This is a genomic window from Herbaspirillum sp. Her3, from assembly GCF_057961275.1.
Genome location: NZ_CM176328.1, coordinates 2,616,402 through 2,638,112 on the forward strand (window position 1 = coordinate 2,616,402; position 21,711 = coordinate 2,638,112).

14 protein-coding genes and 2 tRNA genes are annotated in these 21,711 nt (G+C 61.8%); 15 read left to right on the top strand and 1 reads right to left on the bottom strand.

Annotated elements, in window-relative coordinates; all coding sequences use genetic code 11:
* The first annotated feature begins 283 nt into the window (after nt 1–283).
* From lon to ACVC5H_RS12060, 10 genes are all read left to right on the top strand, one after another.
* Nucleotides 284–2,692, top strand: a complete 2,409-nt coding sequence (gene lon, locus ACVC5H_RS12015) for an endopeptidase La (RefSeq protein ID WP_489622508.1) — start codon at nt 284–286, stop codon at nt 2,690–2,692.
* A 293-nt stretch (nt 2,693–2,985) separates the two neighbouring features.
* On the top strand, nt 2,986–3,258 hold the full coding sequence (locus ACVC5H_RS12020; protein ID WP_489622509.1) for an HU family DNA-binding protein: 273 nt from the start codon (nt 2,986–2,988) through the stop codon (nt 3,256–3,258).
* A gap of 48 nt (nt 3,259–3,306) precedes the next feature.
* Nucleotides 3,307–3,382: transfer RNA gene (locus ACVC5H_RS12025), tRNA-Val, on the top strand.
* Between the two features lie 25 nt (nt 3,383–3,407).
* A tRNA-Asp gene (locus ACVC5H_RS12030) sits at nt 3,408–3,484 on the top strand.
* Between the two features lie 664 nt (nt 3,485–4,148).
* Nucleotides 4,149–5,792, top strand: coding sequence for a methyl-accepting chemotaxis protein (locus ACVC5H_RS12035; protein ID WP_489622510.1), 1,644 nt, complete (start codon nt 4,149–4,151; stop codon nt 5,790–5,792).
* Nucleotides 5,793–6,031: 239 nt separating this feature from the next.
* Nucleotides 6,032–8,605: a 2-oxoglutarate dehydrogenase E1 component gene (locus ACVC5H_RS12040; RefSeq protein ID WP_489622511.1), complete on the top strand. Its 2,574-nt coding sequence runs from the start codon at nt 6,032–6,034 to the stop codon at nt 8,603–8,605.
* 694 nt (nt 8,606–9,299) lie between these two features.
* Nucleotides 9,300–11,102 (top strand): sensor histidine kinase, encoded by a 1,803-nt coding sequence (locus ACVC5H_RS12045; protein WP_489622512.1) that lies wholly within the window; start codon nt 9,300–9,302, stop codon nt 11,100–11,102.
* A gap of 38 nt (nt 11,103–11,140) precedes the next feature.
* Complete coding sequence (locus tag ACVC5H_RS12050) at nt 11,141–12,604, top strand: hybrid sensor histidine kinase/response regulator (protein WP_489622513.1); 1,464 nt, start codon at nt 11,141–11,143, stop codon at nt 12,602–12,604.
* The gene (locus tag ACVC5H_RS12055) at nt 12,605–13,255 is read left to right on the top strand and encodes a response regulator (RefSeq protein WP_338715133.1); all 651 of its coding nucleotides are present in this window, start codon (nt 12,605–12,607) and stop codon (nt 13,253–13,255) included. It begins immediately after the preceding gene.
* A 293-nt stretch (nt 13,256–13,548) separates the two neighbouring features.
* A complete protein-coding gene (locus ACVC5H_RS12060; RefSeq protein WP_489622514.1) occupies nt 13,549–14,025 on the top strand; it encodes a response regulator in 477 nt (158 codons plus the stop codon).
* 87 nt (nt 14,026–14,112) lie between these two features.
* Here ACVC5H_RS12060 and ACVC5H_RS12065 read toward each other — a convergent pair whose 3' ends face one another.
* Nucleotides 14,113–14,769, bottom strand: a complete 657-nt coding sequence (locus ACVC5H_RS12065; RefSeq protein ID WP_489622515.1) for a Crp/Fnr family transcriptional regulator — start codon at nt 14,767–14,769, stop codon at nt 14,113–14,115.
* A 290-nt stretch (nt 14,770–15,059) separates the two neighbouring features.
* Here ACVC5H_RS12065 and ACVC5H_RS12070 point away from each other — a divergent pair, with 290 nt between their 5' ends.
* The 5 genes from ACVC5H_RS12070 to ACVC5H_RS12090 all read left to right on the top strand — a co-directional run bounded on the left by ACVC5H_RS12070 (nt 15,060) and on the right by ACVC5H_RS12090 (nt 21,687).
* Nucleotides 15,060–17,021, top strand: a complete 1,962-nt coding sequence (locus tag ACVC5H_RS12070; RefSeq protein ID WP_489622516.1) for an AMP-dependent synthetase/ligase — start codon at nt 15,060–15,062, stop codon at nt 17,019–17,021.
* Between the two features lie 71 nt (nt 17,022–17,092).
* Entirely contained in the window at nt 17,093–17,974 is an 882-nt protein-coding gene (locus ACVC5H_RS12075; RefSeq protein ID WP_489622517.1) for an ABC transporter ATP-binding protein, read from the top strand.
* A 73-nt stretch (nt 17,975–18,047) separates the two neighbouring features.
* Complete coding sequence (locus ACVC5H_RS12080; protein WP_489622518.1) at nt 18,048–18,962, top strand: branched-chain amino acid ABC transporter permease; 915 nt, start codon at nt 18,048–18,050, stop codon at nt 18,960–18,962.
* A 230-nt stretch (nt 18,963–19,192) separates the two neighbouring features.
* Nucleotides 19,193–20,269, top strand: a complete 1,077-nt coding sequence (locus ACVC5H_RS12085; RefSeq protein WP_489622519.1) for a branched-chain amino acid ABC transporter permease — start codon at nt 19,193–19,195, stop codon at nt 20,267–20,269.
* Between the two features lie 86 nt (nt 20,270–20,355).
* Complete coding sequence (locus ACVC5H_RS12090; RefSeq protein WP_489622520.1) at nt 20,356–21,687, top strand: ABC transporter substrate-binding protein; 1,332 nt, start codon at nt 20,356–20,358, stop codon at nt 21,685–21,687.
* Nucleotides 21,688–21,711 lie beyond the last annotated feature (24 nt).

Sequence of the window (21,711 nt, forward strand, 5' to 3'; positions counted from 1 at the left end):
GCCCGGTAGATGAAGGAAAAAGCAGGAAAAGGAAGGTGCCTGTAGCGGGTGCCTTCCGGTAGCAAGAAGCCACCACGAAGTCCGGTCACCGCAAACACGGTAAAATAAACCGGCGCACATAACTGGCTTCCATCGAAAAGCCACCCGGAGCTAGCTTCGCGTGTGGCTTTTTTATTTTGTTGCGATCATGACAACGCGCAACCGGTGAATATTTAGTCTGCCGGACTTGTGTTTTGGTCACTCGTGCCAACATCATTCACAGTACTTATTGATAAGGCCCGCCATGACGACTCCTATACTCACAGAACAATCGCAATTGCCGCTGTTGCCCTTACGGGATGTGGTTGTCTTCCCGCATATGGTGATTCCGCTCTTCGTCGGCCGCCCGAAGTCGATCAAGGCGCTGGAAGCGGCCATGGAGCAAGGCAAGAGCATCATGCTCGCCGCTCAGAAGGCGGCCGCCAAGGATGAGCCTTCTGCCGAAGATATCTATGAAATCGGCTGCGTGGCCAACATCCTGCAGATGCTGAAGCTGCCTGACGGTACCGTGAAGGTGCTGGTCGAAGGCGCGCAGCGTGCCCGCATCCATCACATCAGCGAACTGGACACCCATTTCGTCGCCGACCTGACGCCGGTGGAATCCGAGCAGGGCGATGAAGCCGAAGTCGAAGCCATGCGCCGCACCATCGTGCAGCAGTTCGACCAGTACGTGAAACTGAACAAGAAGATCCCGCCTGAAATCCTGACCTCGCTGGCCGGGATCGACGATGCCGGCCGCCTGGCCGACACCATCGCCGCGCATCTGCCGCTGAAGCTGGAGCAGAAGCAGGTGATCCTGGAGATCTTCAACGTCACCAAGCGCTACGAGCATCTGCTCGGCCAGCTGGAAGGTGAACTGGACATCCTGCAGGTGGAAAAACGCATCCGCGGCCGCGTCAAGCGCCAGATGGAAAAGTCGCAGCGCGAGTACTACCTGAACGAACAGGTCAAGGCCATCCAGAAGGAACTGGGCGAAGGCGAAGACGGTGCGGATCTGGAAGAGCTGGAAAAGAAGATCGTCGCCGCCAAGATGCCCAAGGAAGCGATGGAGAAGGCCCAGTCCGAGCTGAAGAAACTGAAGCTGATGTCGCCCATGTCGGCTGAAGCGACCGTGGTGCGCAACTACATCGACACCTTGGTGGCGCTGCCCTGGAAGAAGAAGTCCAAGGTCAACAACGACCTGACCAATGCCGAGAAGGTGCTGGAAGGCGATCACTATGGCCTGGAGAAGGTCAAGGAACGCATCCTCGAATATCTCGCCGTGCAACAGCGCGTGGACAAGCTGAAGGCGCCGATCCTGTGCTTCGTCGGCCCCCCGGGCGTCGGTAAAACTTCGCTGGGCCAGTCCATCGCCCGTGCGACGAACCGCAAGTTCGTGCGCATGGCCCTGGGTGGCGTGCGCGACGAGGCCGAGATCCGTGGTCACCGCCGTACCTACATCGGTTCCATGCCGGGCAAGATCCTGCAAAGCCTGTCCAAGGTCGGTGTGCGCAATCCGCTGTTCCTGCTCGATGAAATCGACAAGCTGGGCATGGATTTCCGTGGCGATCCGTCCTCGGCCCTGCTGGAAGTGCTGGATCCGGAGCAGAATCACACCTTCTCCGACCACTACATCGAAGTCGATTTCGACCTGTCGGACGTGATGTTCGTGGCGACCTCGAACTCCTTCAACATCCCGCCGGCGCTGCTGGACCGGATGGAAGTGATCCGCCTGTCGGGTTACACCGAGGACGAGAAGACCAGCATTGCGCAGCGCTACCTGCTGCCCAAGCAGATCAAGAACAACGGCCTGAAGGAAGGCGAGATCAGCGTGGCCGAATCGGCCATCCGCGACATCATCCGCTATTACACCCGCGAAGCCGGTGTACGTTCATTGGAACGTGAAGTCTCCAAGATCTGCCGCAAGGTCGTGAAGCTGCTGCTGCTGAAAAAGCAGGAGAAGAAGGTCACCGTCACCTCGCGCAACCTGGACAAGTTCCTGGGCGTGCGCCGCTACGACTTCGGCATCGCCGAGAAGGAAAACCAGATCGGCCAGGTGGTTGGTTTGGCCTGGACCGAAGTGGGCGGCGATCTGCTGACCATCGAAGCGGTAAACATGCCCGGCAAGGGCCAGATCATCCGCACCGGTACGCTGGGCGATGTGATGAAGGAATCGATCGAAGCCGCGCGCACCGTGGTGCGCAGCCGCGCCCGCAAGCTCGGTATCAAGAGCGAAGTGTTCGAGAAGAGCGACATCCACATCCACGTGCCGGAAGGTGCGACGCCCAAGGACGGTCCGTCTGCCGGTATCGCCATGACGACGGCGCTGGTGTCCATCTTCAGCGGCATCCCGGTGCGTGCCGACGTGGCCATGACCGGCGAGATCACCTTGCGCGGCGAAGTGCTGCCCATTGGCGGCCTGAAGGAAAAGCTGCTGGCGGCGCATCGCGGCGGTATCAAGACCGTGCTGATTCCTGAGCAGAACGTGAAGGATCTGGCGGAGATTCCGGATAACGTCAAGAACAAGCTGGAGATCATCCCGGTACGTTGGATCGACAAGGTTCTGGAAGTCGCGCTGGAACGCCAGCCGGTGCCGCTGAGCGAAGAGGAAGCGATCGTCGAAGCGGCCGTCAAGCCGAAGGAAGGCGCGACGGATCCGGTGGTGAAGCATTGAGCATGGCACGGTAGTTCCTGCCGCATCATGCTGAAAGGCGCCTCGCAAGGGGCGCTTTTTTTTTGGTCTGGAGGTTCAGGTATCGCCTCGTGGGAATGAAGCAATCAAAGCTTGCTGTAAATCGCCGCAAGGCCGGAAACCCGCTTGACACGGGCCTGAGCGGCTTGTTTAATAGCCGCTGCGGAATATTTCCGTCAGGCAAGCGATGGTGTGGGGCCTCTGTCGCAGGGTATCGGAGCCGAAGCACTGTCGTTTGAAATCAAACAGACCAGAAACTTGTTCGAGGGGCGTAAGTGAATAAAGGCGAACTGATTGAACACATTGCCGGCGAGGCCGACATTTCCAAGGCAGCAGCTGGACGCGCAATAGATGCATTCGTTGGTGCGGTGAAGACCACGCTGAAGAAGAATGGCACGGTCACCCTGGTGGGTTTCGGGACTTTCGCCGTGGGCAAGCGCGCTGCCCGCACGGGCCGCAATCCTCAGACCGGCGCTGCCCTGAAGATCAAGGCATCGAAGGTTCCCAAATTTAAAGCTGGCAAAGCTTTAAAAGATGCTATAAAATAATGTTCTTTCGTTGCTGAGGTAACAAGCAACGAGACTGTCAAGGTTGCCGGGCGCTTAGCTCAGTTGGTAGAGCGGAGCCCTTACAAGGCTTAGGTCGGGAGTTCGAGCCTCTCAGCGCCCACCAGCATCTTGCAGTCGGCACCAGTTTAGGAGCGGTAGTTCAGTTGGTTAGAATACCGGCCTGTCACGCCGGGGGTCGCGGGTTCGAGCCCCGTCCGCTCCGCCAGATAAAATGCCCTGTTCGCAAGAGCAGGGCATTTTTGTTTTTGCGCAGCAAAAACTGCGGAGCGGAGGGAGCCGCCTGCGCGGCTCCCGGCGGGGCGAGAAGGGAATCGCTTGCAAGCGATTCCGCGGCCTGCGCTTGTGTAGGAGAGCCCCGTCCGCTCCGCCAGATAAAATGCCCTGTTCGCAAGAGCAGGGCATTTTTGTTTTTGCGCAGCAAAAACTGCGGAGTGGCAGGCCCCATCGCCCGAGCACTGCTCCTATCCCCCCCACACACGCCCGAGACCCGAAACCAAAGCTCTTCCGTAGCGAGCTGAACAGCCTTTTCCCTATGAAAATTACGCGACGCCACTCAAATAAATGTGAGTTTCAAGTACTTTTTCTGCGTGGAAATGTTTAAACTAAGCTCGAATTTGCAGTTGCTCAAAAACAGGAGACCGGTTCACGCCGGGGCAGACCATGTTGTTGAGGGAACCCGGCCCGCCCGTGCAGGCCGAGGAAGAAGGGCATGAGCCGCTCCCCGAAGATGGTAAGAGAACCCAGCAGACGCATTGGCTTATTCGCAAAGTAGTGCAGTGCCATGGATCAAGGCAGTAGTGACGACGCGGGCGATGTCGTCGAGCCAGGGCCTGCATGTAGGCATCTAATGGGATCAACAAGGGGTAGCGATGAAGCTCGCCAATTTCAACATTGGCGTCCGCCTGGGCGGCGCTTTTGCAATGGTCCTGCTGCTGATCGTGGTGACAGCCATGGTCGGGATCAGGAACCAGTCTTCCAACAACGCTGAAATCAACAGCATCGTCAACGAGAAATACCAGCTCATCGCCTTGAGCAACCAGATCAAGAACAATGGCTACAAGGCCAATGCCGTGCTTTCCAACATCTTGCTGGCCACCACGCCCGAGGCCTCGGCCAGGTACATGGATGAATACGCCGGCCTGCGTACGGCCAACACCGAGGCCTACAAGAAGCTGGAAGGCATGCTCGATTCCGACAAGTCCAAGTCGCTCTATGCCGAACAGACCGCCACCCGCGCTGCCTACGGCGCGTCCGTGCGCAAGTTCTTCGAACTGATGAAGACCGGCGAGCGCACCGAGGCGACCACACTCTTCCAGGGCGACCTGGCGCGCCTGCAGACGGCGTACTTCGTCACGGTCGACAAACTGGTCAATTCGCTGGCCCAGGAAATGGTGGAGGATTCCCATCAGGTCGCCGAAGACGGCCATCTCGCCGTGATCCAGATGATCGTGCTGGCCGCAGTGGCCGTGGTGCTGGCCTCGGTGATCGGGGTGCTCATCACGCGCTCCATCACCGCGCCAGTGCGCCATGCCGTGGTGCTGGCCGAGGCCGTGGCGCAGGGCGACCTGTCCTATCGCCTCAATGCCGCCGGCAAGGATGAGATCAGCCGCCTGCTGCAAGCGCTGCAGCACATGAGCGATAACCTGCATGACACCGTTTCCAACGTGCGCAACGGCACCACGGCCATCGATATGGCCGCCCGCGAACTGGCCCAGGGCAACCTGAGCCTGTCCAACCGCACCGAGCAGCAAGCCAGTTCGCTGGAAGAAACCGCTTCGGCCATGGAGCAACTGACCTCGGCCGTGCGCCAGAATGCCGACAACGCACGCCAGGCCAGCGAGCTCGCCGTCTCCGCCTCGGACGTCGCCGTGCGCGGCGGCGCCTCGGTGGAGCAGGTGGTCAACATCATGAATGCCATCAGCACCTCTTCCGGAAAGATCGCCGACATCATCACCGTCATCGATGGCATCGCCTTCCAGACCAACCTGCTGGCCTTGAATGCCGCCGTGGAAGCAGCCCGTGCCGGCGAGCACGGACGCGGCTTTGCCGTGGTGGCCAGCGAAGTGCGTGGGCTGGCGCAGCGCAGTGCCGTGGCCGCCAAGGAAATCAAGTCGCTCATCGAAGGATCGGTGTCCCACGTGAAATCCGGCAGCACCATCGTCGAACAGACCGTGGCCACCATCGATGAAGTCATCGCCAGCATCAAGCATGCTACCGATCTGATCACCGATATCAGCTCCTCCAGCAAGGAGCAGAGCGAGGGCATCGAGCAGATCAACCAGGCCATCGCCCAGATGGACCAGATGACCCAGGAAAACTCGGCCCTGGTGGAGCAGAACGCGGCGGCCTCGCAAGCCTTGCAATCGCAGGCCGAGCAGTTGTCGGCGCTGATGGGGCGCTTCAAGCTCAGCGAGTTGCTGGCCAACTCTCATGCCGGCGCGTATGCCGCGTCCACGCGAGGTGGTCCGCGCGAAAAGATCATCCAGCCGGAACTGTCCCTGATCCAGGGCTGATGCTGCACCCGGGCGGCATCCTGGCCGCCTGAACCCGTACCTGCGAGGAGACCGCGCCCAATTCGTCACACCGGGTGCGACAACAACAAAGCGTTCCCCCCTCACAGCGGCTGCCGCACCACGCCTGAACCGGCGTGGTAGCCGGCTGGCGGGAGAGGGCGCGTCCGTTGCGCGCGTCGCCGTAGCATTCCGGCGTCTTGCGCGTGGCCTGCCAACGTCCTTGCCCAGAAAGGTTCGTCATGACGCTCCACCATTCCGCTTCCACCGAGCAGTTGTCCGACGCGCGCCAGGCCCTGGCCCACGCACGCATCCAATCCTTCATCGAGGCCTATCGCCATGAAGGCTACCGGATTGCCGACATCGATCCCCTGGGCACGCTGTCGGTCCCCGAGATCCCCGCTTTGCTGCCCCAGAGCCATGATCTGAAGGATGAGGATCTGGCCCTTGCCCAGCACCGCTTCCTGGAGGGGCTGGGTCTGACCAATGTGAAGGAATTGACGCATTTTCTGAGCCGCCTCTACTGCGGCCCGTTGGGACTCGATGCCAGCGGCGTGCGCGATGAAACGCGTCGCCAGTGGCTCTTCGCCCGCCTGGCCGCGCGCGACCACGGTGCCGAGCCGGGAGACTCCGAGCGCGCCGCCGTGCTGTCCCGGCTGGCCGCCGCCGAGCAGTGGGAGCACTACCTGCAGCAAGACTATCCGCAAGCCAAGCGTTTTTCGCTGGAAGGCTGCGAAGCGCTGCTGGTCCTGATGGATGCGCTGGTCGAGCGCAGCAGTTTTTATCAGCTGGAGCAATTGTTCCTGGCCATGCCGCATCGCGGCCGCCTCAACCTGCTGGTGAACCTGATGCAGATGCCGGCCGCCGACATCGTGGCCTATTTCGATGCCACCCGCACCACCGAGGCTGCCGCCGGTGCCGTGGATCTGCCCTACCACCTGGGTGCCGAGACCGTACGCACCACCGCCCACGGCCAGCTGGGCCTGTTCATGGCCCACAATCCTTCGCACCTGGAAAGCGCCTATCCGGTCCTGCTGGGCATGGTGCGCGGTTACCGCGCAGCGCATCCGCAGTCACCGCTGCCGGCTTCGGTGGTGATCCACGGCGACGCCGCCTTCTGCGGCCAGGGCGTGGTGATGGAGTCGCTCAAGCTGGCCCAGCATCCGGGCTACAGCGTGGGCGGTACGGTGCACGTGATCGTCAACAACCAGATCGGCTTCACCACACCCAATCCGCTGGACCCTCTCAATCACGGCTACTGCACCGACATCGCCCGCATCGTCGGCGCGCCGGTGCTGCACGTCAATGCCGACCAGCCGGACATGGTGCTGCGCGCGGCGCGCATTGCCTTTGACTACCGCATGCAGTTCGGTGCCGACGTGGTGATCGATCTGGTCGGCTATCGCCGCTGGGGCCATGCGGAACAGGACACCGCGACCGTCACCCAGCCGCTGCTGCACGGCTTCATCGACAAGCATCCGCCGGTCACCCAACTCTATGCCCAGGCCGGCTGGCCCGGTTCGGACGAGGGCGCCGCGCTGCTGGCGGCGTGCAGCCAGCAGGCCCTGGCGGGCTTCCGCGCCAGCCGTCCGGCGAACGCCGCCGCACGCCCGGCAGTGCCCGCTCCGGTGGCTGCGCCTTCCGCTCCCGACCTGGTACGCCTGCGCCAGTTCGTCGAACGCATGACGCGCCTGCCGGAGGGTTTTGCCGCCCATGCGGCCATTACCCGGCTGATCGACCAGTGGCAAGCCAGCGTGAGCGCCCCCGACCAGCCTTGCAGCTGGAACTTCGCCGAGAACATGGCCTATGCCTCCTTGCTGTGGGAAGGAAAGGGGCTACGCTTGAGCGGCATGGACGTGCAGCGCGGCACCTTCATGCAGCGCCATGCCGTCTGGCACGCGGTCGATGCCGCGCAAGGCGTGCAGCAGTCCTTCTGGCCGCTGCGCCAGGTGGCCGCGCCGGACGCCGCGCTGGAGGTGATCAATTCACCGCTGAGCGAAGAGGCGGTGGTGGGCTTCGAATATGGCTTCAGCGTGCGTACGGGCGCCGGAGCAATGGTGATCTGGGAAGCCCAGTTCGGTGATTTCGTCAACGGTGCGCAGATCATGATCGACCAGTACATCAGCTCAGGCTGGGGCAAATGGGCTTATCCCTCAGCCCTGACGGTGCTGTTGCCGCACGGCTACGAGGGTGTGGGACCGGAGCACTCGACCGGCTACCTGAGCCGCATGCTGCTGCTGTGCGCCGACCAGAACGTGCGCGTGGCCTATCCCGCCAGCTCGGCGCAGTGGTTCCACCTGCTGCGCGAGCAGGCGCTGCAGGGTGATCGTCCGCTGGTGGTGTTCACGCCCAAGTCGGTGCTGCATGCCGAGGTGCGTTCGCAGTCGCCCTTGTCTGCGCTGCTGGAGGGCAGGTTCCAGCCGCTGGTACAGGACGCAGAGACGTCGGCCGAACAGGTGCGGCGGGTGGTCTTGTGCAGCGGCAAGGTCTTTTACGACCTGGCCGATGGGCGCAGCAAGGCTGGCGATACCCGCACTGCCCTGTTGACGGTGGAGCAGCTGCATCCCTTCCCGGTAGAAACGCTGGGCGAGGTATTGCGCAGCTATCCGCAGTTGGAAGAGGTGATCTGGGTGCAGGAAGAAGAGCGCAAGCAGGGCGCCTGGCTGTGCGTGCGCGAGTCCATCGAATCGGCCTTGCCGACGCAGGCGCGCCTGCGTGCCGTGACGCGCCCCGATACCGACTCCGGTCCCACCGCCTCCAAGGCCCGCCACTACGCCCAGCAGGCGGCGCTGGTGCAGGCGGTGTTCCCGGCATAAGGAGCGGGGCAGGGCGGGTGGGATTGCCATGAAAAAAAACGGTGTACTTCATCATGAAGTACACCGCTCGCCCCCTCCGGTTTCCCCGGTATCACGCATGGCTGATGTTGTAATCCCCGCCTCGCCGGATCGTCAAGCGGCAGCGTAATGGCCGCGGCGTGATCCTGGCGTCAAAAGCGCGTCACGCCAGGCAGATGGCCTTGCCTCCCATCGTTCAGATGGCACCGCAGGAATTACCGGAAAGCCTGAAAAAACGGGTAAGAACCGGAAACTATTATAGAATTAATTCGAATAACCAATCGGAAAACGCCGGAAGCAGTTGCATGAAGGCCCGGCCCATCGGGCGCTCCCGCGCCGGCGTTTTCCAAGAATGTGAAGAACTGGATTCCATTTGCCGACAGAAAGAAAACAGTGGATGCCGGATCGGCCTCGCGCCGGCATCGGGACAGGCAGCAAGGAGACACTTCAGCGGCCCCTCCATCACCCTGGCGCAGACAGGGGAGCAGGGCGGCTGCGGGGGCATGCCGGCGCCGCATGGCGCTGCTTCGGCATGCGCGGTTCCCTGCAATGAATCGGTCAGAATCGGGGGAAATTCCGGTGCAGCCTTGCTTGAAGCACGCTGCTTTCGAATGGGTGGTCGGGTAACTGGCTGTCAAGCCGGAAGCGTGACTGGAAGGCCAATGAAACGTCAACCATGCCGATAACTAGACAAAGCGGACTGGCGCACGCCAGCACCGGCATTTTCTTCCTGCTGGCCCTGCTGCTCTCGCTGGGTGTGGCGGCTTTTTCCTACCATGCCGTGCGCGACTTCGAGCGGCGCGGCGTGTGGCTGCAGCACAGCCATCAGGTGATCAACCGGCTTGAAGAGGCCAACTCTACCGTGCGCGATACGGTCGGCAGCTCGCGTGGATTTGTGCTGTCGGGCGAAGAAGAATATCGCAGCAGCTTTGAAACGGGTGTGCGTCAGGTCAATGCGCTGCTGCAGGATCTGCGCCGCCTGCTCAACGACAACCCCCAGCAGATGCAATTGCTGAGCCAGACCGAAGACCTGGTAGTGCAGCGGCTGACGCTCTCGCGCCAGTTGCTGGCATTGCGCCCGGAAGAGGGCCGTACCCGGGTGCTGGAAGGGCGCGACCTGAGCGAGCGCATCCGCGCCGGTTTCGAAGAGATGAAGGGCAACGAGAATGCGCTGCTGGCCAAGCGCGCCCAGGACACCGCCGCCAGCGCCAACCTGACGATTTTCATGGTCATCAGCGGCAGCCTGCTCAGCATTGCCTTGCTGCTGCTGGTCTACCGCAAGCTGCGCAAGGAAATGGCGCGCCGGGTCGAAGCCCAGCAGCGCGCCCAGGCCTATTCGGACGAGATCGAAGACCTCTACAACAACGCTCCCTGCGGCTATCACTCGGTCGATGAGAGCGACAAGCGCATCATCAAGATCAACGATACCGAGCTCAAGTGGCTGGGCTACACGCGCGAACAGGTGGTAGGCCGCATGACCCAGGCCGACCTGCTGACACCGGCCAGCGCCCAGCGCTACGAGCGCGAGCTGCATCCGCAGTTCCTGCAGAAGCGCGAGATCAGCGGCATCGACCTCAACTTCCGCCGCGCCGACGGCAGTGAATTTACCGCGCTGGTCAATGCCACCGCCATTCCCAGCCGCGACCACAGCAAGCTCATCAGCCGCACCGTGATCTACGACATCTCCGAACGCAAGCGTGCCGAAGACGAGATCGAAGCCCTCAATGCCGACCTGGAACGCCAGGCCCTGCACTTGCACAACGTCAACAAGGAACTGGAGAGCTTCTCCTATTCGGTCTCGCACGACCTGCGCGCGCCGCTGCGCGCCATCTCCGGTTATGCCATGATCCTGGAAGAGGATTACGCCCAGGCCATCGATGACAAGGGCCGCGAGCAATTGCAGGTGATCCGGCGCAACGTGCGCAAGATGGATGCGCTCATCAACGACCTGCTCAAGCTGGCCAAGTCCACCACCGGTGAATTGACCCTGCAGCGTTTCTCGATGGACGAACTGGTGGGCCAGGTGGTGGCCGGCCTGCAGCAGGAATACCCCGGGGTGGTCTTCGAGGTGCCGCGCCTGGAAGGGGCCGTGGCCAACCGTGGCCTGATTGCCCAGGTGTGGGAAAACCTGCTGTCCAATGCCGTGAAGTTCAGCAGCAAGAGCGAACAGCCGCGCGTGCGCGTGACCATGCAGGCCACGCCCGACGAATACGTCTATGGCGTACATGACAACGGCGTGGGCTTTGACATGCGCTATGCGCACAAGCTCTTTGGCACCTTCCAGCGCCTGCACCGGCAGGAGGAATATGCCGGCACCGGCATCGGCCTGGCCCTGGTACAACGCATCGTTGTGCGCCATACCGGCCGGGTCTGGGCCGAGAGCAAGCCGCGCGAAGGCGCCAGTTTCTATTTTGCCTTGCCGCGCAAGGGCGTGCTGCCCACCCTGGGCGAGTCACGCCGCTCTAGCGACGAGAATTGAAGAGGTCACCCCGTGAGCCAGATTGAGAGACCGGTCCCATGAGCATTCCCCTGCGCGTACTGTTCGTCGAAGACATGGAAGAAGACGCCGTGCTGATGGTGCGCGAGCTCAAGCGCGGCGGCTTCGAACCGACCTGGGAGCGGGTCGACGATGAACAGGCGCTGCTGGCGGCGCTGCAGGCGCAACGCTGGGATATCGTCATCTCGGATTACTCCATGCCCATGTTTTCGGGCGTGGAAGCCCTGAAACTGGTCAAGGCCGACAATGACCAGACGCCCTTCATCATCGTCTCCGGCGTCATCGGCGAGCAGACTGCAGTGGAAGTGATGAAGGCCGGTGCCCAGGATTACTTCCTCAAGAGCGCCATCGCACGCCTGCCCCATGCGGTCGACCGTGAGCTGCGCGACGCCCAGGCGCGGCGCAAGCAGCGCGCCAGCGCGCAGGCCCTGCGCGAGATGCAGGCGCGCTTCAATGCCTTCATGAATGCCGCGCCGATGCCGACCTGGATCAAGGATGCGCAGCTGCGCTACAACTACGTCAATCCGGCGCAATCGGCTTTTTACGGCATGACGCCGCATGACATGGATGGCATGACCGATGCCGAGCTGATGACCATGGGTGCGGCCGAAGCCTCGCGCGAATACGACCGCAAGGTGCTGGAAGAGAAGTGCGAGCTGCACACCCAGGAGACCGTCTTCGACCACAACCACAACGCCCGCATCCTCGACGTGGTGCGCTTTCCCATCAGCGGTGAAGGCAAGGGCGACATGGTGGCCGGCCTGGCCATCGACGTCACCGAGCGCGAGCAGTCGCGGCGCGAGCTGGAGCTGGCGATCCAGCGCCAGCAGCTCCTGTCTTCGCGCGTGATCGAAGTGCAGGAGCGCGAACGTCAGCACCTGGCACGCGGCTTGCACGATGACGTGGGCCAGTCGCTGACGGCGCTGAAGATCAACCTGGAAACCATCAAGAAGAACGGCACCCTGGAAGGCCCGTCACTGCAGAACGGCATCGATATCGTCACCGCCGTGCTGGCCCAGGTGCGCAGCCTGTCGCTGGACCTGCGCCCGCCGCAGCTGGACAACCTGGGCCTGATCGCCGCCCTGCGTTCCTACGTGGAGCAGAAGTCCAAGCTGGCCAACGTGAACGGCTGGTTCGAGAGCAGCGGACACGATGGACAGCTGCATCACGACATTGAAAATACGGCCTTTCGTATCGTGCAGGAAGCGGTCACCAACATCCTGCGCCATGCCAGATGCCAGAATATCTGGGTCAAGATCGACCGCCAGCAGGATCAGCTTTATCTGAGCATCCGCGATGACGGCAAAGGCTTCGACATCGAGCGTGCGCGCAGCAATGCCATTTCCGGCACCAGTTTCGGCCTGCTCAACATGGAAGAGCGGGCGGTGCTGGTGGGCGGATCCATGGATATCACTTCGGCGCCCGGCGCAGGGACGGAAATCGTCATGCACCTTCCGGTCGCCCCCATCGTCAGGAGGATGTAAATGCTTACCCGAATCATGCTGGCCGACGACCACGCGCTGGTGCGCAGCGGCATCAAGGCATTGCTCACCGCCATGCCCGGAGTGGAGGTGGTGGGCGAGGCGTCCGACGGCGCCGAGGTCATCGAGATGATCCCGAAGCTGCAACCCGATCTGGTGCTGCTGGACATCGCCATGAAGGGCATGAACGGCCTGGAAGCGCTGCGCCGCCTGCGCGGGGAATATCCGACCATCCGCTTCCTGATGCTGTCCATGTATGGCAGCGAGGAATACGTCATGCAAGCCTTGAATGCCGGCGCCAATGGCTATCTTTTCAAGGATTCGGCCGCCACCGAGCTGGAAAAAGCCCTGTATGAAGTAAAACATGGGCGCCAGTACTTGGACTCGCATATTTCCCGCGAGGCGCTGGACAATTATATGAAGCGTGTTGCGCAAAACGGCACCCCGGTCGAAGTGCTGACCCCGCGCCAGCGCGAAATCCTGCAATTGATCGCCGAAGGCAACAATACCAAGGAGATCGCCTATCAGTTGAACGTCAGCGCCAAGACCATCGAAACCCATCGGGCGCAACTGATGGAGCGGCTGGACATCCGCGACGTGCCCGGCCTGGTGCGCTACGCGATTCGTACCGGGATCGCCACCCCGGACAAGTGAATACGGCCTGAGTGAAGAGATATTCGCATTCAGGAAAATTCTGATTATTTTTGAAAATGCCTGTGCAATAATTCCCGGACAGTACGGGAATCGGCGCCGATACTGGTGTTCAAGCGGACCGCCGATGCTGGAACGAGGCCGCAGGGCAGTTTCTGCAGTGAAGCTCACTGCTGGTTGCTGTCCGGGGGGATGGACCGGACGGGCGGCAGTGGTGCGAGACAGGATGGCCAGGATGTGGCCATCCAGACAAGAAGAGTTCCAGCTTGAAATTTATTGAAGAAAGCGATCCATCCATGGATATCGAGCAATATGACATCATCCTCGTCGACGACAGCCCCGAAGTGGCCGAGTTGACACGCCTGGCGCTGGGCAGCCGCAAGCTGGCTGACAAGCTGACCTGGTTTGCCGATGCGGAGCTGGCCGAGCAGTTCTTTTTCCAGGGCGAATACGCCAACCGCCGCGATTTGCATCCCTACCTGATCCTGTTGGACCTGAACCTGCCGCTGATGAGCGGCCACGATTTCCTGAAGATCATCAAGTCCAATGCCGCCACCTCGCACATCCCGGTGGTGATGTTTTCTTCTTCCGACGACCAGCGTGACATCAACCAGAGCTATGAACTCGGTGCCAATGGTTACGTTGTCAAATCCACCGATCCCAAGGAATTCATGGGCACGGTTGCCGATACCGGCATCTACTGGCGCAACCGCAATCGTCCGGCGCGCGGTGACGATGCGTATGCGACGGGCAGTCCGCCGGCTGCGCCCTGAGCGCATCTGCAGCACTGGCACCCAGCAAAAAGCGCGGCCTGGCCGCGCTTTTTTCATCTCGCCGTCACCCGCTGCGGGTGCGGTGTTTCACCCCGGAAACTGTCGCAAGCCGTCCAGATCATTGATGGTGATGCTGCCATAGTCCACCTTCAGCAAGCCGGCCTTTTCCAGCACCTGCAAGGCCTGGTTGGCACGCTGGCGCGAGGTGCCGGAGAGGTTGCCGACTTCTTCCTGCGAGATCTGCAGGTTCAGGCCGATGCCGGGGTTCAGGTAGGGATTGAAGAGCGCCGCCAGGCAGCGCGCCACGCGGGCGTCCGGCTCCAGCATGCGGTCGTACTCCACCAGCGAGATGAACAGCGCCAGGCGCTCGTTCAATTGCGTCACCAGGAAGCGGTTGAAGGGAATGCTGTTGTCCAGCAGCCAGATGTAGGTGGCCTTGGGCATGTACAACAATTCACTTTCGCGCAGGGCCACCACATCGTACTTGCGCGGTTCGTCCTTGAGCAGCGAACCTTCGCCCAGCCAGCCGCCGTTGGCCATGCCGGCAAAGGAGACGGTCTTGCCTTCTGGCGAGACGCTGCTCATCTTCAGCAGGCCCTCATGCACACCGATCCAGTGCGAGACCGGATCGCCCTTGCGGCAGACGTAACCGCCGGCTGCAATCTTGCGGCTGACCACCTCTGCCTCGACCCGGGCCAGCTGTTCTTCGGTCAGCGCCTGCGCCCAGATGCTCTTGGACAGCATGCGTCGAATTGTTGTCTCCATGATGATGCGTCGCAATATCGAAAGTTTTGTCAATTGTCGGTGAGATGACATCTACTGGCAACCTCTCCCTCTACTATCATCGCAAAACAGGTCCGGGCAACAGCCTGGCCGATCATAGAGACAGGACAGCTGGCATGCCGGACACAATGACTGCCGCAGTAAGAGCAGCGTAAGTCTGGCAGCACAGACTGAGCCGACACCGGGTTCGCTTTCTCACGCAAGCAAATGAAGGAAGCGGATCTTTCGAACCTGCACAAGAAGGTGGGAAGATGGTGGAGACGAGACAAGACCAAGAGGCCGCGACCTTTCCGCGGCTGTTGCTGGCGCATGCCCGCCAGCGTCCCGAACGGGCAGCCTTCCGCGAGAAGGACCTGGGCATCTGGCAGACCACGCCCTGGCGCCAGGTGGCCGAGGAGGTGCGCAGCTTTGCCTGTGGCCTGGCGGCACTGGGATTCCGGCGCGGCATGAGCCTGGCCATCATCGGCAACAACTGCCCGCGCCTGTACTGGGCCATGAGCGCCGCCCAGGCGCTGGGCGGCATGCCGGTGCCGCTGTATCAGGATGCCCCGGCGGCCGACATGGCCTACGTGCTGGCCGATGCCAACGTCGATTTCGTCATGGCCGAAGACCAGGAACAGGTCGACAAGGTATTCGAGATCAAGGAAAACCTGCCCCGCATCGCCCATGTCATCTATGACGATGAACGCGGCATGCGCAACTACCACCAGCCCGAACTGCTGTCCTTTGCCCGCGTGCAGGAACTGGGCCGCGCCTACGAGCGCGCCCATCCCGGTTTCTTCGAGCAGGAGGTCGCGGCCGGCTCGCCCGAGGATGTGGCCATCATCCTCTACACCTCCGGCACCACCGGTAAACCCAAGGGCGTCTGCCACTCGCATCGCGCGATGATCACCACGGCCGCCACGCTGGTGGAGTTCGATCATCTGGACCAGAACGACGACATCCTCTGCTACCTGCCGCTGGCCTGGGTGGGCGACTTCCTGTATTCATTCGCGCAGCAGCACGTGGCCGGCTTCTGCCTCAATTGCCCGGAGTCGCCCAATACCGTCATGACGGACCTGCGCGAGATCGGCCCGACCTATTACTTCGCCCCGCCGCGCGTCTACGAAAACATCCTCACGCAAGTGATGATCCGCATCGAGGATGCCGGCTGGATCAAGCGCAAGATGTTCCATGGCTTCATGAAGGTGGCGCGCCGGGTCGGCATGCGCATTCTCGACCGCAAGCCGGGCGTGTCGCTGCTGGACCGCCTGCAATACGCCATCGGCGACCTGCTGGTCTATGGACCGCTGAAGAACGTGCTGGGCATGTCGCGCCTGCGTGTGGCCTACACGGGGGGCGAAGCCATCGGTCCGGACCTGTTCGACTTCTACCGCTCGCTGGGCATCAACCTCAAGCAGCTCTATGGCATGACCGAGACCTGCGTGACGGTCTGCATGCAACCCTCCGGCGACGTCAAGCTCGATAGCGTGGGCCGCCCGATGAAGGGCGTGGAGGTGCGCATCGATGCCAATGGCGAGGTACTGGTGCGCTCTCCGGGCCTGATGAAGGAATATTTCAAGCGGCCCGATGCCACCGCCGAAGCCATCGACCAGGACGGCTATTTCCACACCGGAGATGCAGGTTTCTTCGACAGCGACGGCCACCTCAAGATCATCGACCGCGCCAAGGACGTCGGCAAGATGGCCTGCGGCAGCATGTTCGCGCCCAAGTACATCGAGAACAAGCTGAAGTTCTTCCCCTTCATCAAGGAAGCGGTGACCTTCGGCAATGGCCGCGAACAATGCATGGCCTTCATCAACATCGACATGGATGCGGTGGGCAACTGGGCCGAGCGCCGCAACCTGGCCTATAGCGGCTACACCGACCTGGCGGCCAATCCTGCGGTCTACGAGCTGGTGAAGGAGTGTGTGGAAAAGGTCAACGCCGATCTGGTCGCCGACCCCTTGCTGGCCGATTCGCAGATCCATCGCTTCCTGATCCTGCACAAGGAACTGGACCCGGACGACGAGGAACTGACCCGCACCCGCAAGGTCCGGCGCGGCTTCATCGCCGACAAGTACGCGGTGCTGATCGAGGCGCTCTACGCAGGCCGGGCGTCGCAGTACATCGAGACCCAGGTCAAGTTCGAAGACGGCCGCCAGGGCATGATTTCGGCCGACCTGAAGATCGCCGACGCCAGGACCTTCAAGACGCTGCAAAGCGCCGCCTGAGCAGCACGCAGTTCCGTCCCGCGCGCCAGAGGCGCCCGGCCAGCAGCGTAGCCCGACCAGACCACCGCTGAATGAATACGACCATGAAACGACACCTGACTTCCGAAATCCTGTCTGCGGGCCTGCCGCCCGTGACCAGTCCCGATGACGAAGCCCCGGCGGTGGCCGCCAATGGCCGCCGCATCGGCGAGGTGATCCTCGACCTGCAGAACATCTCGCTGTCCTTCGGCGGGGTGAAGGCCTTGACCGATATCTCCTTCGACGTGCGCGAGCATGAGATCCGCGCCATCATCGGCCCCAACGGCGCAGGTAAAAGCTCGATGATCAACGTCATCAACGGCGTCTACCATCCGCAGAAAGGCCGCATCCTCTATCGCGGCCAGCCGCGCCTGGGCATGCACCCCAGCAGCATCGCGCGCCAGGGTATTGCGCGCACCTTCCAGAACATCGCGCTCTTCAAGGGCATGACCGTGCTGGACAACATCATGACCGGGCGCAATACCAAGATGCACTCGGGCCTGTTCTCCAATGCGCTGTGGTGGGGACCGGCCCGCAACGAAGAGATCGAACATCGCCGCAAAGTGGAAGAGGTGATCGATTTCCTGGAAATCCAGCACATCCGCAAGACGCCCGTGGGGCGCCTGCCGTATGGCCTGCAAAAGCGCGTGGAACTGGCGCGTGCACTGGCGGCCGAGCCGCACATGCTGCTGCTGGATGAACCCATGGCCGGCATGAACGTGGAAGAAAAACAGGACATGTGCCGCTTCATCCTTGACGTGAATGACCAGTTCGGCACCACCATCGTGCTGATCGAACACGACATGGGCGTGGTCATGGATATCTCGGATCGCGTGGTGGTGCTGGACTACGGCAAGAAGATCGGTGACGGTACGCCGGACGAGGTGATGAGCAATCCCGAAGTCATCAAGGCCTATCTCGGGACTTCGCACTGAATCTGTGTGATTGGTAATTCGAAAATAATATAAATAATAAAAACGATATGGACATGGCAGGCAAGGAGACGACATGCAATTCTTCCTCGAAGTCACCCTGAGCGGCTTGCTCTCGGGGCTGATGTATTCCCTGGTGGCGCTGGGCTTCGTGCTGATCTACAAGGCCTCGGGCGTATTCAATTTCGCGCAGGGCGCGATGGTGTATTTCGCTGCGCTGGCGGTGGTCGGCCTGATGGAAAAGGGCATGCCGATGTGGGCTGCCATCATCGGCGCCTTCGCGGTGATGATCCTGGTGGGGCTGGCGACAGAACGCTTCGTGCTGCGCAAGCTGGTGAACCAGCCGCCGATCACGCTCTTCATGGCCACCATCGGGCTGACCTTCTTCCTCGAAGGCCTGGGCCCCATGCTCTTCGGCAGCGAGGTGCGGCCCATCGACCTGGGCATCGTCGATGAACCGATCCAGTCGGTGATGGACAGCATCGGGATCGGCATTTCCAAGTTCGACCTGTTCGCCTCCGGCATGGTGGTAGCGCTGGTGGCAGCGCTGGCGCTGTTCTTCCAGAAGACCAAGGTCGGCCGCGCCCTGCGTGCAGTGGCCGACGATCACCAGGCGGCGCTGTCGCTGGGCATTCCGCTGCAGCACATCTGGGCCGTGGTGTGGGGCGTGGCCGGGTTCGTGGCGCTGATCGCGGGCCTCTTGTGGGGCTCGCGCAATGGCGTGCAGTTCGCGCTGACCATGACGGCGCTGAAGGCCTTGCCGGTGCTGATCCTGGGCGGCTTCACCTCGATTCCGGGGGCCATCGTGGGCGGGCTCATCATCGGTGCTTCCGAGAAGCTGGCCGAGATCTACATCCCGCCGGTCATGCAGGATGCCTTCGGGGGCAACTTCGGCGGCATCGAAGGCTGGTTCCCGTATGTGTTTGCGCTGCTGTTTTTGCTGGTGCGACCGGAAGGATTGTTCGGCGAGCGGCATATCGACCGTGTATGACAATTTGCCAGTTCCAACTTTTGCGATATGGAGTGGTTAATCAAGTTGGATAGTGCTTCGAATTACCGTTCGTCCTGAGTAGCAGCGCAGCTGCGTATCGAAGCCTGCCCTGAGCTAGCCGAAGGGGCGCGCCGTCAGGAGCATCTTCGATACGGCCCTGGCGGGCCTACTCAGTCCGAACGGTATGAGATGGATCAGGCAAGTGCAGAGACAGGAACAAGGAGAACGCAATGCTGTACCGTGAAGCAGGACAATTCAAGACAAGCTACATCGCCGACAGCCAGATATTCCCGATCCGGCAGGATCGCATTCTCTTTACGCTCTTCATGGTGTTTGCCTTCGTGGGCGTACCTTTGCTGGGCAGCGAATACTGGTTCTCGGCCATCCTGGTGCCATTCCTGGTATTTGCGCTGGCCGCGCTGGGCCTGAACGTGCTGACCGGTTACGCCGGCCAGCTCTCGCTGGGCTCGGCCGCCTTCATGGCCGTGGGCGCTTACGCGGCGTACAACTTCCAGTTGCGCGTGGAAGGTATTCCCATCGTCGCCACGCTGCTGCTGTCGGGCGGCTGCGCGGCGCTGGTGGGCGTGCTGTTCGGGCTACCGTCGCTGCGCATCAAGGGCTTCTATCTGGCCGTGGCCACGCTGGCGGCACAGTTCTTCGTGGTCTGGGCGCTGACCAAGTTTCCCTGGTTCTCCAACAATTCTTCCTCGGGCGTGATCAGTACGCCCAAGATCGATTTCTTCGGCATCGCCATCGACAGCCCGGTACGCAAGTACCTGTTCGTACTGGCCGTGGTGAGCGTACTGGCGCTGGTGGCCAAGAACCTGGTGCGCTCCTCCACGGGCCGCGCCTGGATGGCGGTGCGCGACATGGACGTGGCCGCCGAAGTGATCGGCATCCCGTTGATGCGCACCAAGCTGACCGCCTTTGCGGTGAGCTCCTTCTACTGCGGCGTGGCCGGGGCCCTGTATGCCTTCTGCTACCTGGGGTCGGTGGAGCCGGACGGCTTCTCGCTGGACCTGTCCTTCCGCATCCTCTTCATGATCATCATCGGCGGCGTGGGCAGCATCCTCGGTTCCTTCCTCGGTTCGGCCTTCATCCTGCTGCTGCCGATCTTCCTCGACAACGCACTGCCGCCGCTGGCTGCACTGCTGCATCTGCCGTTCACCAATGCCACCGTGTCGCACATCCAGATGATGGTGTTCGGCGCCCTGATCATCTTCTTCCTGATCGCCGAGCCGCACGGACTGGCGCGACTGTGGCAGATCGCCAAGGAAAAACTGCGCCTGTGGCCATTCCCGCACTGAGCGCGACAGCAAGGGCAACGAGGTAGACGGGGCCGGACACCGGCACCACAAAAGTCGGCAACGACAACATAAAAGGAGACGAGACCATGAAGACCATGAAGCATCTGAGGCAACTGGCGCTGGCCACGGCCTGTGCGGCGAGCCTCTTGTCGGCGGCCGTGCCCGCGCTGGCGCAGAGCAATGACCAGTTCATCGCCATCCCCAGCTACCGGGTCGGGCCGTATGGCACCAACGGCCAGTCGTATTACGGCGGCTACGTCGACTACCTCAACTACGTCAACATCAAGGAGGGCGGCGTCAACGGCGTCAAGCTGTCCTGGGAAGAGTGCGAGACGGAGTACAACAACGCCAAGGGCGTGGAGTGCTACGAGCGCATGAAGAACAAGAATCCGGTGACGCACGGCACCGCCATCAATCCGATGGCCACCGGCATCTCCTACGCGCTCATCGACAAGACCGCCGAAGACAAGGTGCCGCTGGTGATGATCGGCTATGGCCGTACCGATGCGGTGGATGGCTCGGTGTTCCCGTATGCCTTCCCGCTGGTGACGACCTACCAGATGCAGGTCTCGGCCATCGTCAAGTACCTGGCCGGCAAGAACAATGGCTCGCTGGCGGGCAAGAAGATCGTCTTCCTGTATCACGACTCGGCCTATGGCAAGGAGCCGCTGGTGGCGCTGCAGGCGGAATCTTCCATCGGCAAGTTCAAGCTGGTGGAAATCCCGGTGGCCCACCCCGGCAACGAGCAGGGTGCGCAGTGGCTGCGCATCCGCCAGGAAAACCCGGACTACGTGATCTTCTGGGGCTGGGGCGTGATGAACCAGACCGCCCTGAAGGCCGCGCAGAAGGTCGGCTATCCGCGCGACAAGATCGTCGGTTCCTGGTGGGCCGGTTCGGAAGAAGACACCATTCCGGCCGGCGAGGCTGCCAAGGGTTATCTGTCGGCGACCTGGAACGTGGCCGGCAAGGATGTGCCGGTGATCGCGGATATCGACAAGGTGGTCTACGGCGCGGGCAAGGGCAACATGCAGGACAAGAACAAGCTCGGTTCCATCCTCTACAACCGTGGCGTGTCGGCGGCCATTGCCACCGTGGAAGCGGTGCGCACGGCCCAGGACAAATACGGCAAGGGGAAGGTGATGAGCGGCGAGCAGGTGCGCTGGGGCTTTGAAAACCTCAACATCACGGACGCCCGCCTGAAGGCCCTGGGTGCCACCGGCCTGCTGCCGGAGATCAAGACCTCCTGCGACAACCACGAAGGTTCGGGCAAGGTCAAGATCCAGCAATGGGATGGCAGCAAGTGGGTGCTGGTGTCGGACTGGATCGAGGGCAACAAGAACCTGATCCACCCGCTGTTCAAGGCGTCGGCCGCGAAATACGCAAAAGAAAAGGGCATCACTCCTGCCTGCATGAAGTAGGCGCTTGCGCCGGCGGTTCTGCAC